Source organism: Chthonomonas sp., assembly GCA_016788115.1.
Taxonomy (GTDB): Bacteria; Armatimonadota; Fimbriimonadia; order Fimbriimonadales; family Fimbriimonadaceae; genus UBA2391.
The window spans coordinates 401,280-416,348 of the sequence record JAEURR010000006.1 but is presented as its reverse complement, the minus strand read 5'-3'; the positions used below and the strand labels follow the sequence as shown (position 1 = coordinate 416,348).

The following is a 15,069-nucleotide window of genomic DNA, read 5'->3' as shown; positions in this document are numbered from 1 at the left end:
GCCTATGAAGAACTTATCCCGTGGCTTCACGCTCATCGAGCTTCTTGTTGTAATCGCGATCATCGCGATCTTGGCTGCAATCTTGTTCCCGGTTTTCGCCCAGGCGAAGGCGGCGGCATACAAAACGCAGGACATCGCGAGCTTCAAGCAGATCGGCACCGCAACGGCCATGTACACCGCTGACTACGATGGCGGCTACTTCCTGTCAAATTCAGGTGGAGTCGGGCTGCCGGGCTGGGGCTTTGGTCCGCCCGACACCGTGCCGGGCCAGCAGATGATGCCGTATGTGAAGAACACGTTGATTCACGTCGGCGCGGTAGATCCGAACAAGAGCGAAGAGTATCGCATTCGAGATCATGCGACGGACCCGAGCATCGGCTGGAACATGAACAACCTGACTCCAGCTCAACGAATGTACGCGCTGATGGTTCGGAGCAATGTCGGCTACAACTATGCGTTCTTCAGCCCGTGGCGCTACTTCATGAGGACGGGCACCGTTTCATCGGCGAGCGTCAATGAGTCAGAAGTTACGAACCCTTCAAACACGCTGCTCTTTGGATCGAGTATCTGGGATCGCAGCTTGACCACCGGTGCTCCCATTGGCGGCGGCAACTGGGTCATCGAGACTCCGTGCTGGGAGACGCAAGGCGACATGACCCTGCGCCCGATGCTGCAGTACCAGCAGGACGGCACGCTGAGCAGCTATCCGATCGGTTGGGCGACCCCGACCGCGGCCCTCAACCGCAATTCGTGGCTAGTGTACGGTGGGTTGTGGCCGTTCCACAATCAGGTGAGCCTGCAGAACGTGCAGCGCGGCCTCAAGGATGGTCAGGTGATCATTAGCTTCGCCGACACCAGCACGCGAGCAAAGCAACTGAAGTCGGTGACCGAAGGGTGCACCGCGTACGGCACCTCTCAACGCAAGGGCAAGGTCACGGACTTTGACAAGTTCATTTGGGATCTGGACTGATCGTGTACACACGATGGATGGTGTTGTTTATCGTGGCCGGAGTGATGCTGGCTGGCTGCAAAGGGTCGCCGGATGAAAGCGCTGAGGGCGGCGGCTCGATGGAGTCGACCCTGAAGGAAGCACAGGCTCAGCAGCCTGCGGACGATAAGGAAGACATGCCGCGCCAGGGCCGAATGCAGGCCAAGCCCGATGCGGTCACGCGCTAGCTTTCGATAAGCAATATCGGCGGGTGCGTGGGAGGGTCCCACGCACCCGCCTTTGTCTTAGTAGATCCCCGAGCCGATGCGGAGCTTCAGCGTCGGTCGCGCGGTGCGCGTCGCCGGGCCGGAAACTTCGACTTCAATGTACCGGACACTGCCCGCGGAGAGCGAACCCGAACTCACCGAGAACGCGAAGGCGGTCGGCGTGAGCAAGCTCTTGCCGAGGCTGTTGCGAACGACTGCGTTCGCGTTGTTCGGGTCGTAGAGCAGTACGAGTGGGCCGCTAAGGGCGGTCAGAGCGCGCACCTCGACGACGACGGTCATCCGACCCCCCGCGCCCGGCTTACCCATATCCACTACGGAACAAGAGTACGCATTGCTGGGTGCCTCGACGCTCATCTTGAGGTTGTATGTCGAGTAAGCGGACAGCGTGGCTGTCGAGGTCCCGGGGTCGCCCGAGATCGCTGTCGAGGACGGGAGATACTGATTTGTCATCCACGGGGCATAGGGGGTTCGGCCACCATTTGCCTCAAAGGTCGGGTCGGTGGAGAGTAAAGTGCTCCCCGATTCACCCGTGGTACCTAGGCCTGCCACGATTCCTACTCGAGGCGTGGCCGGGAGACCGCTCGGGAACAGGTCCGAAAGCCGCACCGCGCACTCAAGACCCTTGGCTGCATCGCCCTTGTTCGTTCGTTCTTGGTACGCCACGAGCGCGGGCACCCCGGTAAAGCGGTCCACCTGCGTGAAACGGTATGCGCCCGCCATAGAACCGATGGTGAACGGATTGACGAGCGTGCTACCCGCCGTCGATTCAGGCGCGGAATTGAGCCCGCGGCCCCACAGCGAGGCGATGCCCATCTCGGCGCCGAAGCCGGACGGGGCAATGACCTTGCGGTTTGACAAAAGACGGGTGGCGGGGCCACTGTCGTCCTTAAGCGTCGTGAGATCGGTGACGCCTGTTCCCGATCCCGGGTCGGTATCCAGGAACGCCATGAACCCGTTCGTGAATCCGGCGTTCGTATCGACGCGACCCGAAATCGCGACGTATAAGTACTGCCCATCGTTGTTCAGATACAAACCATCCGCCCGATTCGAGTTCGAAGTGGCGTTCTTGGTTTGGCCAGTGAGCAAACTGCCTGTGATGACGCCGTCGACGGGCGTTCCCTGATAGCCACGGGCCAGATACACGAACTGCAGGAAGTCGTTGAAGACCGGCGCCGCCGTACCGACGTTCTTGAAAACTCGAACACGGATCACATGGAGTCCATCGGGCATGTTGATCAGATCGACGGCTCCCAGTCGGAATTGACCTTGGCCAAGCGAGGTCATGCGCGTGAATCCGTTCACTAATCCGCTGTAGGGGCCACCGGTCTCCGCGCTCATGCCAGGGAGCGCCACGCCGTTGTCCACCTTGACGTAGGCGTCTGCGCCTGTTGTATCAGTGGTGACGTTGATGTCCAAGTAGCTGCGACGGATCGTCGCCGCGGAGTATTGTTTGGCCGAACCGTAAGTACCGAACGGAAGGTCGTACGTGTCTTCGATCGTAGGGTCCAGAGGCTTCGAGCGCGTGTCGAAGGTCTCGTTGACGGTGACCGGATCCACGCTCGGCAGGGCGCGCGGGAAGTCTGGCACGTAGATCACGTAACCCTTGGCGTTGTTGGTATTGCCTGCGGTCGAGTTCGACGGCACGGTGATGGTCACCTTGCCCGTACTATCGACCGTGACGTTTGACCGCTGGCCGCTCAGATCCACGAGAACTGTGCCGTTTGGAAAGGCCGTCTGCACTTGCTGCGTGATCGAAGTGTCGCCGCGGTCGTTCAGCCCGACGAGCATCGTGCCCTTGCCAGCTTCCTGCCGCTCGTAGACGTACAGGTCGGCGCCCACGAAGCGATTGACCATCGTGCCGCGCCCGAAGCGCGCCCGGGCGTCGAGCAACTGAGGCACGACGTCCGACGACAGCCCGAGCGAGTCCGCTCGGCCGGGCCGCGGGAAGTTCGACCAGTTGCCAGGCAGAATATTGTTGCCGTCGTAGTAGACCTTGGGGCGTCCGGTGCGGGTGAGCAGGAAGGCGTAGGCCAGATTGTTTGAGGTTGGTGGGCCATCATCGTGGCTCTGCACAAAGCTGACTCCGACGCTCGGGGCCAGCCCGCCCCTCTCAAACGGCACGCCATTGCCGTCGACTCCGTATGCATTGCTCAGCGAGGCCCCGATGTCGCCGAAGCCGCCCGCGCCAAACAGACTCTTCATGTTGTAGAAGAGGTTGAAGTCGAGCAGGTTCATGCCCGTTTTTGCAAACTCGCGGTGGGCGTACGCGTTCGTGGTGAAATTCTCGCCGAAGATGTACAGGTTCGGGTTGAACGAGACCATGTAGTTGAGCATGTCGCCGCGACTGAAGCTGTTGCCCGCAGTGGGCTGATCCGGTGCGTAGCCGAGGAACGGAGGCGGAATATGCTTGACCGCATCCAGCCGGTAGCCGTCCACGCCGATGGTCTCGGTCATCCAGCGGCCCCAGCGGCGCAGGTATTCGCGCACGTCTTCGGCGACGGGAGTAAACGTGCCCGGGTACAGGTTCCGAGCGGGCTTATTGCGGATGAATGACGGTTTGCCCCACGCATTGTTGGTGGCGTAGGAGGGAAGGGTAAACGTGCCGGTACGAGTGTTGTTCCCGTCTTCATGGGCAAAGTCTGCGAGGCCCACGAGGTCGTAATTGAGCATCGAGAAGCCAAAGTCGCTGGCCGTGTTGAAATCAATCTCGGTGTTCGAAGTGTTGGCGCTGCTCTTGATGTGGAAGTCCTCGGGGATGAGGCTTGGGTACCGGTTGATGCTGGTCGAAGCGCGGTTGTCCGAATGGTTCAGCACCATGTCCACATAGACCTCGATACCGAGTCGCTTGCTCAGCCGAAGCAGCTCCTGGAATTCCTGTGCCGTGCCGTAGGCGGTCCGGAGCGTCCCGCTTTGCATCCGGTCGCCCAAGTCAAACAAGTCGAACGGGTTGTATCCCGTGCTGAAGCCGCCCCCACCCGCCTTGCTGGGCGGCGGGAGATAGATCGCTCCGTAACCGGCGGCGACCACTTCGGGGAGCCGAGCCATGATCGTCTTGTAGTCGGTCTGGAACCACTGGAGGATCGGAGTGTCCCGGTAGTTCGGGCTGGGCCGAACAAAGAAGCCGAAGTTTGCGCTGCCGTTGTTATCATAAACGGTCCCGTTCTGATACTCCTGCGCCCGCAGATAGAACTGCACCGAAGTGTTCTTGTTGAAGTGGGGCAGAACGCAGTACCACTTACTGTTATTGCCGATATTGCCGTCCCAGGAGAATACGTATTCCTGGGTCGATTGCCAATTGTTCGTGGTCACGACTGCGACCACCTGCTGGTTCGCCGCGATCGGCCATGTCTCAGTCGTGATGGTCATCGACTGACTGCTCTCGATGTAGGCGCCGCGATTTGGGTAAAGGTTGGAGCCCTCGTACACCTTCGTATTGCCCATCCATCCGATGGCAAACGTAGCGGCGGGGAAGGTCATCGCCAATGAGACCAGTCCGAACAACGCAACTTTGCGGTTCATAGCTGGATTATAACGGCACTTGCTCAGAATTTGATGCGTTTGTGGCGGAATCCAGTACCCGCTTTTTTGCGAGGTTTAGCTCCGCTACCTTAGGCTTGAGTCGGATGCGGAGCAGGTAAATCGTCAAGATCGCGGCGACTGCAAACAGGATCCCCTTGGTTGTGGGTTTATGCACGAGCAGCATTGAGGAGCCGATGCCGACCCAAACCATCGTGATCGCAATGATCTTTGATTTTCGGGACATCCAACGGTGCGCGTCCCAGTCACGGAGCGCCTCGCCGAAGAGACGGTTGTTGAGGAGCCACGACTCCAGGCGCGGACTGCTGCGCTTGAACGCAAAGAGCGCCAGTATGAGGAAGACGGTGGTTGGCATGCCGGGGACCAGGAGTCCGATGTAACCCAGCGCGACGCACGAGAAGCCTCCGATCAGATACAACCAGCGAATAGGCTTGGCAAGTTGGGCGGAAGCCATACCTTGATTATAGAGTCACCACGGCGGCCACAACAGGCGCGGGAATATCGAAAGCGTGACTGGCCCGACTATGCTTCGAAGACGGGGGCGGCCGAGGCATAGAGTGCGTCCGGATCAGGGAGTTTCTTCAGGGCTTCCGCGGCATCGATCGGGTTCTCGACGAGCGAGTCGGTCAGGACGCGACCGTCCTTGAATCGGATGATCCTCTTACAGTGACGCGCTACCTCCTCTTCGTGGGTGACGATGATGACGGTGCTTCCGTGCCGGTTCAGGTCTTGGAAGAGCGCCATGATCTCCTCGGACGTGCGCGAATCCAGCGCGCCCGTGGGCTCGTCAGCGAGGATCAGCACCGGGTCATTGACGATGGCGCGTGCGATCGCCACGCGCTGCTGTTGACCGCCCGAGAGTTCATTGGGCTTGTGGTGGGTGCGTTGACCCAGCCCAACTCGCTCCAGGGCAGCCATGGCCCGTGCGACACGGTCGCGTGCGCCCGCATACATGAGCGGCAATTCAACGTTCTTCAGCGCGGAGGTGCGGGGGAGTAGGTTGAAGCTTTGGAAGACAAATCCGATGAGCCGGTTACGGACTTCGGCCAACTCGTTATCGGACATCGTGGCGACGTTCTGACCGTTCAGCGTGTAGCCGCCACTGGTCGGGCGGTCCAGGCAGCCGATCAAGTTCATGAAGGTCGATTTGCCGGAGCCCGAGGGGCCCATGATCGCGACAAATTCGCCTTTGGCGATGTTCAGTGACACGTCCCGTAGCGCATGGACCACATTGTCGCCCATCACGTAGTCTTTCTTCAATCCGTTTGTTTCGATGACATTGTCCATGATGGTGATTACTCGTGTCGAAGCGCCTCGATGGGCTGCAGGCTGCTGGCCCGGATCGCCGGGTACAGACCGAAGAACAGGCCGACAAAGACGCTGAACAAAAAGGCCACCCCAATCGCGGCGGGATTCACGATTGGTGGCACTTGCAGCGCACCGGAGACGTACTTCACCGCGACTGATCCCAGCATAATGCCGATGACCCCGCCGAAAACACACATGACCACGCTTTCCAGCAAGAATTGGGTCAAAATGCCCTCCCGCTTTGCGCCAATCGCCTTGCGCAGGCCGATCTCACGCGTCCGCTCGGTGACCGAAACGAGCATGATGTTCATGATCCCGATGCCGCCTACGAGGAGCGAGACGCTCGCGATGCCAGCTAGCAGCAGGCTCAATAAGCGCGATTGTGTTTCGATCTGCTCAATCATCTCTCCCTGATTGAAGACTCGGAATTGCGCCTCGCCGGTCGCGCTGCGGCGCTTCTCGCCCAGTACGTTCTCGATGTCCATCTGAGTGCTGGGCATCAGGTCCGTCTGCCGGGCTTGGATGGTGATCATGTCGAGTGTGGTCTTGCCCATAAGCCGCTTCTGTGCGGTGCGGAGCGGGATGTAGATCTGGTCATCAGGGTTCATGAAGCCCGAGCCGCCCTTGTAGCTCACGACTCCCAGGACTTCGTAGTTCTGTCCCTTGATCTTGATCGTGCTCCCCACGGCGTTCTCGCCTGCGAAAAGTTGGTCATAGACCTGGTACCCCAAGACGCAGACTTGCTTGGTGAGTACGTCATCTTCTTCGGTGTACCACTGGCCCTGGAGCATTTTGGTGGCATTGCGGATGATCGCGATTTGTGGTTCTGCGCCCATGACGGTTGTCTGCGCGCTGCGATTCCCAACCTTTGCGGTTGAGCCGCTGCGGACCGCGCCGGTGATCAGCTCGACGAGCGGGACTCGATCCTTGATTCGCTTGACGTCCTCGTCCTTGAGCGCGGACGCGGCGCTGCCACCACTCATGCCGCCCCGACGCCAGTCCGGCATTACGGTGATCATGTTGGAACCCATGACGGCGATGTTTTCGAGTGACTTCTGCTTGGTTCCCTCGCCGATGCCGATCATCGCGATGACCGAACCGACGCCGATAACGACGCCAAGCATGGTCAAGATCGACCGAAGCTTGTTCGCAACGATGGCGCTCAGCGCACTCTCGAAGCTATCGCCGAATCGCATCAGCGGCTTCCACCCCCGCCACCGCTGGGGCGCCCACCGCCCGAACCCATGCCGCCGCCCGTCGAAGGTCGACTGCCACCACGACCGCCGGGGCCCTGTGCTCCGCCTGCGAGTCCACCGCCCTGCTGGGCCTCAAGCATCTTCTTCTGCACCTCGCGGAGCTGAGCGAGGTCGATTTCAGCGATGACGACTTCGTCCCCGACTTTCAATCCCGAAAGGATCTGAGTTCCGTCATTGCCGGTCTCCCCCACTTCCACGTCGCGCTTGTCGGGCTTCTTAGGGTCCTTGCCCTTCACCAAGACGTACGATTTGCCGCCTTCGTCCTTGATCGCCTGACTTGGGACTTGCATGGCGTCGGGGATCTGTAGTGTGAGGAACTCGCACGTCGCCGTCATGCCCGGCATCAGCTCCACGCCTTTCTGAGAGATCACTTCGACGCGAACCTTGATGGCGGTGATGTTGTTTGCAGTGACCGCAGCGGGATTGACGCGATCCACCTTTCCAACCAATGTCCGCCCAGGATACGCCTCGAGGATGACGCGCGCATTCTGCCCAACACGGACCTGGGCGATGTCGGCCTCGTCCACCTGGCACTCCACGAACATGCGGGTGATGTCGCTTATTTGAACCAGGCTAGTGCCTTGAGAGAACGTGCTCGTGCCGGGCGGGATGATTGTGCCCTCTTCGAGGTACTTCGTGGTCACGACCCCATCGCGGGGGGCTACGACTTCCGTGCTCTCCAACTGCACCTTGGCGTTGGACATCGCCACTTTGCTCCGTACGGTGCTCGCACGAGCGGCGGCGACGTCGGCCTCGCGCACCTTGACCTGGCTCTTGGCGTCGCGCGCACGCTCGAGAGCGACCTTCGCCTGCTCGACCGCCTGGCGCGCTTCATCCAGATTCCGTTGCGAAATCGGAACTTGGCCCTGATTGGCCTGTGCTCGCTGCAAGCCAGCTTCCGCGTCCTTCAACCGCTGCCGCTGGGTATCGAGCTGTGCGCCGAGCTGAGCGTCCAGGTTCCGAGAGCGGACCTGCGCGGATTGATAAGCGGCTTTCGCCGATTCGAGGGCGGCCGAGGCTCGGTCCACGACGCTTTGGCTGACGAATCCCTTCGCCAGGAGGTCGCGTTGGCGGCTAAAATCCGCGTCTGCGGTTTCGAAGTCCACTCTCGTGCGTTCGAGGGCGACTTCGGCGTCCTTGCGAGTTTGGGGAATGGTCACCAACTCCAGCTCGCGCATCGCGGCTTGTTGGGTTGCGAGAGCCGCGCGAGCGCTGTTGAGCTCTGCGCCGCTCAGACCCGGCTGGGCCTTCGCGTTTTCTTCAGCCCGCTGGAGGCGGATCTTGGCCGTTGCAACGGCGATCTCGGCGTCCCGAACACTGGTGATGCTGTTCTCGCGCTCGAGACTGGCGTTGGTCGTGGCCGAGTTCACGCGGGCTTCGGCGCTGACGACGTCGGCTTGTGCCTGCTCAAAGCTGGCCCGTGTGTCGCGCGGGTCGATCAGGGCAATCACGTCGCCCTTCTTGACGCGCTGACCCTCTTGCACCAGCAGCTTGGTGACTTCGCCTCCGGCCTTCGACTTAACATCCACCGAGGTGAAGGCGACCAGTTGGCCAGTCGCACTGATGCTGCTGACGATCTCGCCTTTGGTGACCTTCGCGTACTTGTAGTCGATTTCCGGGGCGGCCGTTCCGCCCCGCAGCAACAGGGTGCCAGTCACCGCCAAGGCGATGACGCCTACGCCGATCAGGATTGTCTTCTTTGTCATTCTTCTCCGGGGAGCGGTTCTCCGACGGCCAACCGGTAGCGAACGTCCGAGATGAGCGCGTCGTACAGCGCTTGCACTCGGTTCGATTCCGCTGTCACCAGACTCACCTGGGCCGTCAAGATGTCGATCAGCGAACCTGCACCCAGCCGCATTGCTTCGTTGGCGGCATCAAAGTTTTCTTGGGCCGCAGCGAGGGCGGCGTTGGCTGCCTCCAGCCGGGCAGCGTTCTGGTTGTACGCCTTGTATGCGCTCTCAATCTCGGCGGCCGCCTCTCGCTCGGACTGGAGCAGCCGGAGTTCCTGAGATCTCAGCGAGGCTCGGCGACTGCGGACAGTCTCTTTGGAGCGCGCGCCATCGAAGAGCGGCACGGTCGCGGTGAAGCTGATGAGCTTGCGATCGCTTACATCTTTGCCGAAGATCCGCGTCGCCGTGGTGTCGAGCGAGTACTGGATGCCGCCGTCGATCTCGGCCAGCTTGACATCGAACCGTGTGGCTTCGACTTGCTTGCGCTGGGCAGCAATGTCGGCCCGGCGGCTCATACCCCGCTGGGTCACGTCGGTCAGCGGCTCCGTCAAACGCGCAAGCTTCGGCTCGACCACACGCTCTAGGCTCATCGGCTCCTTCTGCTCGCCGAGCCCTACAACGGCGCGCAAGGTTGCGAGCGAGTCGGTCACTTGGTTGTCGGCTTGGAGGACCGAGACTTCGGAGTTGAGCTGATCGGCCGTCGCCTGCAAGATGTCCTTGCGCGGAGCGTCACCGACTTCGACTCGAAGCTTGGTCTGTTCGAGGATGGCGGTCGCGCGCGTCCGTTGCGCCTCTTGAACCCGCAACAATTCCTGGGCCCGGAGTGCATCGAAAAACGACTGGTGGACTGAGAACAGGACTTGGCGGAGGGTATCCGTCGCCGTCAGCTCTTGGGCGAGCAGGGAATTGCGACTGCCGCGGAGGCGTGCTTGGCGAGCGCCGGAATCCAGCAGTTGCCAACTTGCTACAAGACTCGTTGTGGAGATCTGCTCATTCGCCGAGATGCGCGGCGAGCCGGTGTACGTGTTCCGGCGACCGGTTGAGTAGTCGTAGTTGGGAGTCAAGGTTGGCAAGAATGCCCCTTGGGCAATTGCCTTTTGGGCCCGTGCGCCGTCGAGATCGGCAATCGCCGCTCCGAGCCGGCCGTTACGCTCCTTGGCGAGCTTGAGCGCATCCGATAGCGTGAGCGTCCCAACCGGAACATCCGCGAACGCGAACGCCGCGTGGGCACCGCTGACCACCAAGGTCAGCGCAAGAAGGTGTCGGGCTAGTCGAGGGCGAGCAAGCATGGTTTCAGATTACCAACCAGGAACCCCGCACGACCGTAGCTAGGGCCTTGTTCCCACTGGCTTTCTACGTTTCTCGGGTTCAAATGTTCGCTACTTGGGCGAGTTTTTGACGGAATTTTCAGTTGTTCTCGCCCGCCCGCAGACTATCGCCAGCGTGCAGCCAATGAACATGATCATCACCGCGGCAAGGTGCGCCTCGGTGATGGGCCAGCCTGGAATCTTTGTCGAACTCGCGATCCCCTGGGCGACCTCTTCACGCGTGCCCGCGCGCCAAAACTCGTAGATGAATCGTCCCAGCCCCAGCAGGACGAGAGAGATGCCGCTGGCCTGTCCGGGGCGCAGTGTTCCGCGGCGCTCCCATAGCAGCAACAGCGCCATGAGCCCAAGGTTGATCGCAGATTCGTAGCTTTGCGCGGGGTGGTGGTGGTAGCGCGGCTCCGTAGCAAAGCGAATTCCGATCCAACTCTGAGTCGCCACGCCGAAGCAGCACCCGTTGAGCAGGCACCCGACGCGCCCCACGGCGTTCGCCATGAGCAAGGGGGCAGCCAGAGCGTCGAGGGCGCGCATGACCGGCAGCTTGATCCGTCGGCAGTAGTAGATGAGTCCAAGCGCGCCAAAGAGGAACCCCCCGAAGCTGGTGAGGCCATCGAATTTCAGGGACCATAGTTCATGCGGGTGCTCGCGGTAGTAGCCCCACTCCTGGGCAATGAACATGATCCGGGCCCCGAGCGCACCGGGGATCAGCAGCCACGGCGTGCCATCCAGCAGCTTCTGGCCCGGAAACCCCGCAGCGGTCAACCGCTTCGATCCCCACCAGACGCCAGCAGCGACCGCGAGGATCAGCATCACTCCATAACTGCGCACCTCGAAGCTGCCGATCTTGAAGAAAACGGGGATCATTGGATCCTTCCATTATGCCTGCCGAGCGTTTCCTCAAAATCTAATTGCATTTTTCTTGCAAGAGAGACAAAATGTATGTATGCGTCCGTTGACTCGTGCCTTTACCTTGATAGAACTGCTCGTCGTGATTGCGATCATCGCGATCCTCGCTGCGATTCTGTTCCCCGTTTTTGCTCGAGCCAAGATGGCAGCTAAGAAGACGGCCGACCTGAGCAACCAGAAGCAGATCGCTCTGGCCGCGCTGCTGTACGCCGGGGATAACGACGATCACAGCCCGGCATCACACCACGACTTAGAAGCGGGGGAGACGGTCGCCGACCTGTACCCTTGGTTTGCCCCGCTCACTCCTTACATGAAGAACCGAGAGATCTTACGAGATGCCACCGTATCGAGCAACCCGACCAAGTTCCCATCGCCGTTGACTCTGACCGACTGGAATCGCTTGCGAACGGACTATCTGGTGAACGGATTCTTCGCGCATGGTATGTCGCTCGGTGCAATCTCCCGGCCCGCCGAGCAGATCTTCACCAGTTCGCGGCACCGCGACGTTGCGTACTTTGACTATCACCCTTGGGGGTCCACACCGGACGGCAACTGGGAGCGAGGGTTGCTGGATGGCTCAGGTTATCGGCTGGTGGACCCCGCGACCGGAGCGATCGCGGTGGATTCGGCGAATGTTGGCCGCCACGGAGAAGGGAGTAACTACGGTTTCATCGACGGTCATGCTAAGTGGTTCCGATTCGTACAGACGCTCGACCGGACTCGACCTGCCACCGACCACGACAACTACGGAATGCACAACATCGATAATCTCGAGGATCCTGAGCACGAGCACTGATCGGACCGATGGTCCTAGTCGAATTGTTGCATCTGGGGTTCGCTACGAATAGACAATCGAATCTGGAACGTGGGGGGAACGGGGTTCGGTAGTCATGGATACCCATGCTGTAACGACAAGAAGCTACTTGCCCCGGCACCAGTCGGGGCCTTTTTATGCATGGAGGTCGGGAATCTCCCGAAGATGCCAAAATAACCCACAACGCGACTGCGGGGGAAAACGACTTTGGCAATTGACACCAGCGATTTTAAGAACGGTATGGCCATCTACATCGATGGCGAGGTCTATCAGATTCTGGAATTCCAGCATGTAAAGCCAGGCAAGGGCGGTGCCTTCGTGCGCACTCGACTGCGACGGCTGCGCACGGGCAACAATTTTGAGCGCACCTTTCGATCGGGTGAGAAGTTCGAGTCTGCCTACATGGAGAAGAAGAAGCTCCAGTACCTGTACCGCCAGGGCGACGAGATCGTGCTGATGGATTTGGATTCCTACGATCAGGTGCACACCACCGAAGAGCAGTTCGGGGAAGGGTGCAAGTACTTGAAGGAAGAGATGGAAGTGCAAGCTCTGACCGTGGACGATAAGGTCATGGGCTATGAACTGCCGAACACAGTGGAACTCGTGATCTCGGAGACCGAACCTGGTGTCAAGGGCGACACGGTGAGCGGCGGGGCGACCAAGCCAGCGACTCTGGAAACGGGCGCGGTGGTCCAAGTTCCGTTCCACATCAATGAAGGTGACCTCATCAAGGTCGATACCCGGTCCGATTCGTACATCGAACGCGTCAGTAAGAAGTAAGTTCGTGGGCCCCAGTCGGGGATACTGAAACAATGGCGCAGAACAAAGGTCTAGGTCCCTCTCGCCACGCCGAGGAGATCCTTTCTGGTTTGCTGGATGGGTTCGCAAAGGCCACGGCGGCGCTTGCATTCCTTGGGCTCATCGCATCTGCAGGGTTGATGTTCTATTACATCGGCTTATTCGGCGGTGACGGGGGCAGCAGCGCGCCGATCGCCGCGGCAATGAACAACTTGGTCATGGCCAGGAAGGCGTTGCTGGCCAGTTGTTTCGCTCTTGGGGTCAGCACGACCTATCTGTTCTGGGGCGACGAAGTGACCGGCATCATCCAGGCCCTGTTCGGTGCGCTTCTCCAATTCATCCCGCTGTGGCTGCCGATCGTGATGGCGGGGGCGAACTCAAGCCACACCGTGGTCGTGCAGGCGATGAGCGACCTGCAGTCCGGGGGGCTGATCCTCCTGGTCATCGGCGTCATCGTGGAGCTTGCGTATGTCGCTGGTCGCGTCAAGGATCGCATTAAGCACGGGACGAGGTCCGACCTGATGAAGTACGGGAAGGGGATCAAGAGTGAATCGATCCAGAACGTATTCATGGGCAAGTGCTGGCAACTCCCTTTTTGTCGCAAGTTCGTCCGCGAGCAGTGCCCCATTTACCATAGCCGCCGCACGTGCTGGAAGGAGCGGGTCGGCTGCATGTGCGAAGAGAAGGTGATCAAAGGGGCCATGGAGGGTATTCAGATCCCGCGGGACGCACTTCTTGCCGCCAAGTACATCCCCTACAGTCACACGATCTCGAAAGAGCAGAAGATGGAGCGGTGCCGCCAGTGCGTCATTTACAACGAGCACCAGAGGCACAAGTACAAACTGTCGCTGCCCATCGCCCTCGCGACAGTGATCGGTTTGTATGCACTGCTCCGGCCCGCATTGTTGGCGGTACTGGAGCGATCGATGGCTCAGGCCGATAAGGTGATTAGCTCGGCGACTCTTCGGGAAGCGACCGGGACGCTCGGTACCGATCCTGGCGGGCTCGTGATGCTCCGCGAAGTCTTGCTTGTGTGTCTCATGCTCGTCGTAATGGCCTACATCTTGAAGATCCTAGAGTACGTGTTCTTCAACCTGAAACTGTAGATGAAGAGTTCGACCGCGCCGCAACCAATTGTCCTCAACGGATCCTACGGTGAAGGAGGGGCGGCCCTCTTTCGCACTGCGCTCGCGCTCTCTGCGTTGACGTCCATTCCGGTGCGGGTCCATAACATCCGTGGGGCGACCAGGAAACCGGGTTTAAGCTCCGAAGATCTTACTTTCGTACGCGCCCTGGAGGCGGCCACCCACGCCGCGCTCGAGGGCGACGAGTTGCGATCGAGTGACCTAAAGTTCGAGCCCAAGAACTCCGTGCGGCCGCTCACCACGCGATTGGATGTTCAAGAACACGAGAAGGGAAGCCAGCCCGGCAACGCCCTGATCATCGCGGAGTCTGTCTTACCGGTGCTCGCCCGAGCGGGTAGCTATTCGAAATTGCTCATCCACGGGGAGACTTACAACGCCAACACGCTCACCTTTGACAGTTTCGAGAGGACGACCCTCGCCGCGCACCGACGCCAGGGGCTGTGCGCCTTTCCACGGCTGCAACTTGCGGGGTTTGGCTACGCGTCTGCGGGCGAGATGGTGGTGGAGGTCGAGCCGAGTGCGTTCCTGCCGATCCACTGGGATCGTCGCGGCGAGTGGCTTCGAGGTTACTGCGTGGTCACGACCGGTGGTCTCCAAGAGGGGATCGGCGAGCGCGGAGCTGAGTTCGCGCTGAAGCTGGCCCGCGAGCGCGGGCTCCAACTCGAGGTGGAACACCTGGCCGTGGAAGCCCGCAGCCCCGGCGCGTACGTGTCGGTGGGTGCCGAGTTCCAGAAGGGATTCGGCTCAGCGGGGGCCATGGGTGCTCGCGGGGTGCGCATCGAGCACGTTGTGACTCAGGCGTTCGACGAGTTCGAGCAGTGGCTGAAGAACGGGGCCACAACCGACCCTTATCTTGCGGATCAGCTGCTGATCGGGTGTGTCCTCTCTGGAGAGCCGTGCGAGTATTCAACCTCGCGACTGACCCAACGGCTGATCACGATGGCTTGGGTGATCAAACAGTTCATGCCCGTGCACATCACGCTATCGGGGCGCGAAGGCGAGCCTAGCGTCATCAAAGTGAGCGCATAAGACGGG

13 protein-coding genes are annotated in these 15,069 nt (G+C 60.4%); 6 read left to right on the top strand and 7 right to left on the bottom strand.

The window, feature by feature from the left end:
• Positions 1-4: 4 nt before the first annotated feature.
• On the top strand, positions 5-970 hold the full coding sequence (locus JNM85_07200; GenBank protein ID MBL8087842.1) for a prepilin-type N-terminal cleavage/methylation domain-containing protein: 966 nt from the start codon (positions 5-7) through the stop codon (positions 968-970).
• Positions 971-987: 17 nt separating this feature from the next.
• A complete protein-coding gene (locus tag JNM85_07195; GenBank protein MBL8087841.1) occupies positions 988-1,176 on the top strand; it encodes a hypothetical protein in 189 nt (62 codons plus the stop codon).
• Between the two features lie 57 nt (positions 1,177-1,233).
• Here the strand turns inward: JNM85_07195 and JNM85_07190 are convergent, their stop codons facing one another.
• The 7 genes from JNM85_07190 to JNM85_07160 all read right to left on the bottom strand — a co-directional run bounded on the left by JNM85_07190 (position 1,234) and on the right by JNM85_07160 (position 11,235).
• The gene (locus JNM85_07190; protein ID MBL8087840.1) at positions 1,234-4,734 is read right to left on the bottom strand and encodes a DUF1939 domain-containing protein; all 3,501 of its coding nucleotides are present in this window, start codon (positions 4,732-4,734) and stop codon (positions 1,234-1,236) included.
• A 7-nt stretch (positions 4,735-4,741) separates the two neighbouring features.
• Positions 4,742-5,206, bottom strand: coding sequence for a YbaN family protein (locus JNM85_07185; protein MBL8087839.1), 465 nt, complete (start codon positions 5,204-5,206; stop codon positions 4,742-4,744).
• A gap of 68 nt (positions 5,207-5,274) precedes the next feature.
• Positions 5,275-6,039: an ABC transporter ATP-binding protein gene (locus JNM85_07180; GenBank protein ID MBL8087838.1), complete on the bottom strand. Its 765-nt coding sequence runs from the start codon at positions 6,037-6,039 to the stop codon at positions 5,275-5,277.
• An 8-nt stretch (positions 6,040-6,047) separates the two neighbouring features.
• On the bottom strand, positions 6,048-7,256 hold the full coding sequence (locus JNM85_07175) for an ABC transporter permease (GenBank protein MBL8087837.1): 1,209 nt from the start codon (positions 7,254-7,256) through the stop codon (positions 6,048-6,050).
• The gene (locus JNM85_07170) at positions 7,256-9,022 is read right to left on the bottom strand and encodes an efflux RND transporter periplasmic adaptor subunit (protein MBL8087836.1); all 1,767 of its coding nucleotides are present in this window, start codon (positions 9,020-9,022) and stop codon (positions 7,256-7,258) included. Before JNM85_07170 ends, JNM85_07175 begins: the two co-directional genes overlap by 1 nt.
• Positions 9,019-10,335 carry a TolC family protein gene (locus JNM85_07165; protein MBL8087835.1) on the bottom strand — a complete coding sequence of 439 codons (1,317 nt, stop codon included), beginning with the start codon at positions 10,333-10,335 and terminating at the stop codon, positions 9,019-9,021. The genes JNM85_07170 and JNM85_07165 overlap by 4 nt, the downstream gene beginning before the upstream one ends.
• 90 nt (positions 10,336-10,425) lie before the next feature.
• Entirely contained in the window at positions 10,426-11,235 is an 810-nt protein-coding gene (locus JNM85_07160) for a prolipoprotein diacylglyceryl transferase (GenBank protein MBL8087834.1), read from the bottom strand.
• A 79-nt stretch (positions 11,236-11,314) separates the two neighbouring features.
• On the opposite strand from JNM85_07160, the gene JNM85_07155 reads away from it, so the two are divergent.
• From JNM85_07155 to JNM85_07140, 4 genes are all read left to right on the top strand, one after another.
• Entirely contained in the window at positions 11,315-12,073 is a 759-nt protein-coding gene (locus JNM85_07155) for a prepilin-type N-terminal cleavage/methylation domain-containing protein (protein MBL8087833.1), read from the top strand.
• Positions 12,074-12,331: 258 nt separating this feature from the next.
• Positions 12,332-12,871, top strand: coding sequence for an elongation factor P (gene efp / locus JNM85_07150; protein MBL8087832.1), 540 nt, complete (start codon positions 12,332-12,334; stop codon positions 12,869-12,871).
• 32 nt (positions 12,872-12,903) lie between these two features.
• On the top strand, positions 12,904-13,995 hold the full coding sequence (locus JNM85_07145) for a hypothetical protein (GenBank protein ID MBL8087831.1): 1,092 nt from the start codon (positions 12,904-12,906) through the stop codon (positions 13,993-13,995).
• On the top strand, positions 13,996-15,063 hold the full coding sequence (locus JNM85_07140) for a hypothetical protein (protein ID MBL8087830.1): 1,068 nt from the start codon (positions 13,996-13,998) through the stop codon (positions 15,061-15,063).
• The last annotated feature ends 6 nt before the right edge of the window (positions 15,064-15,069 follow it).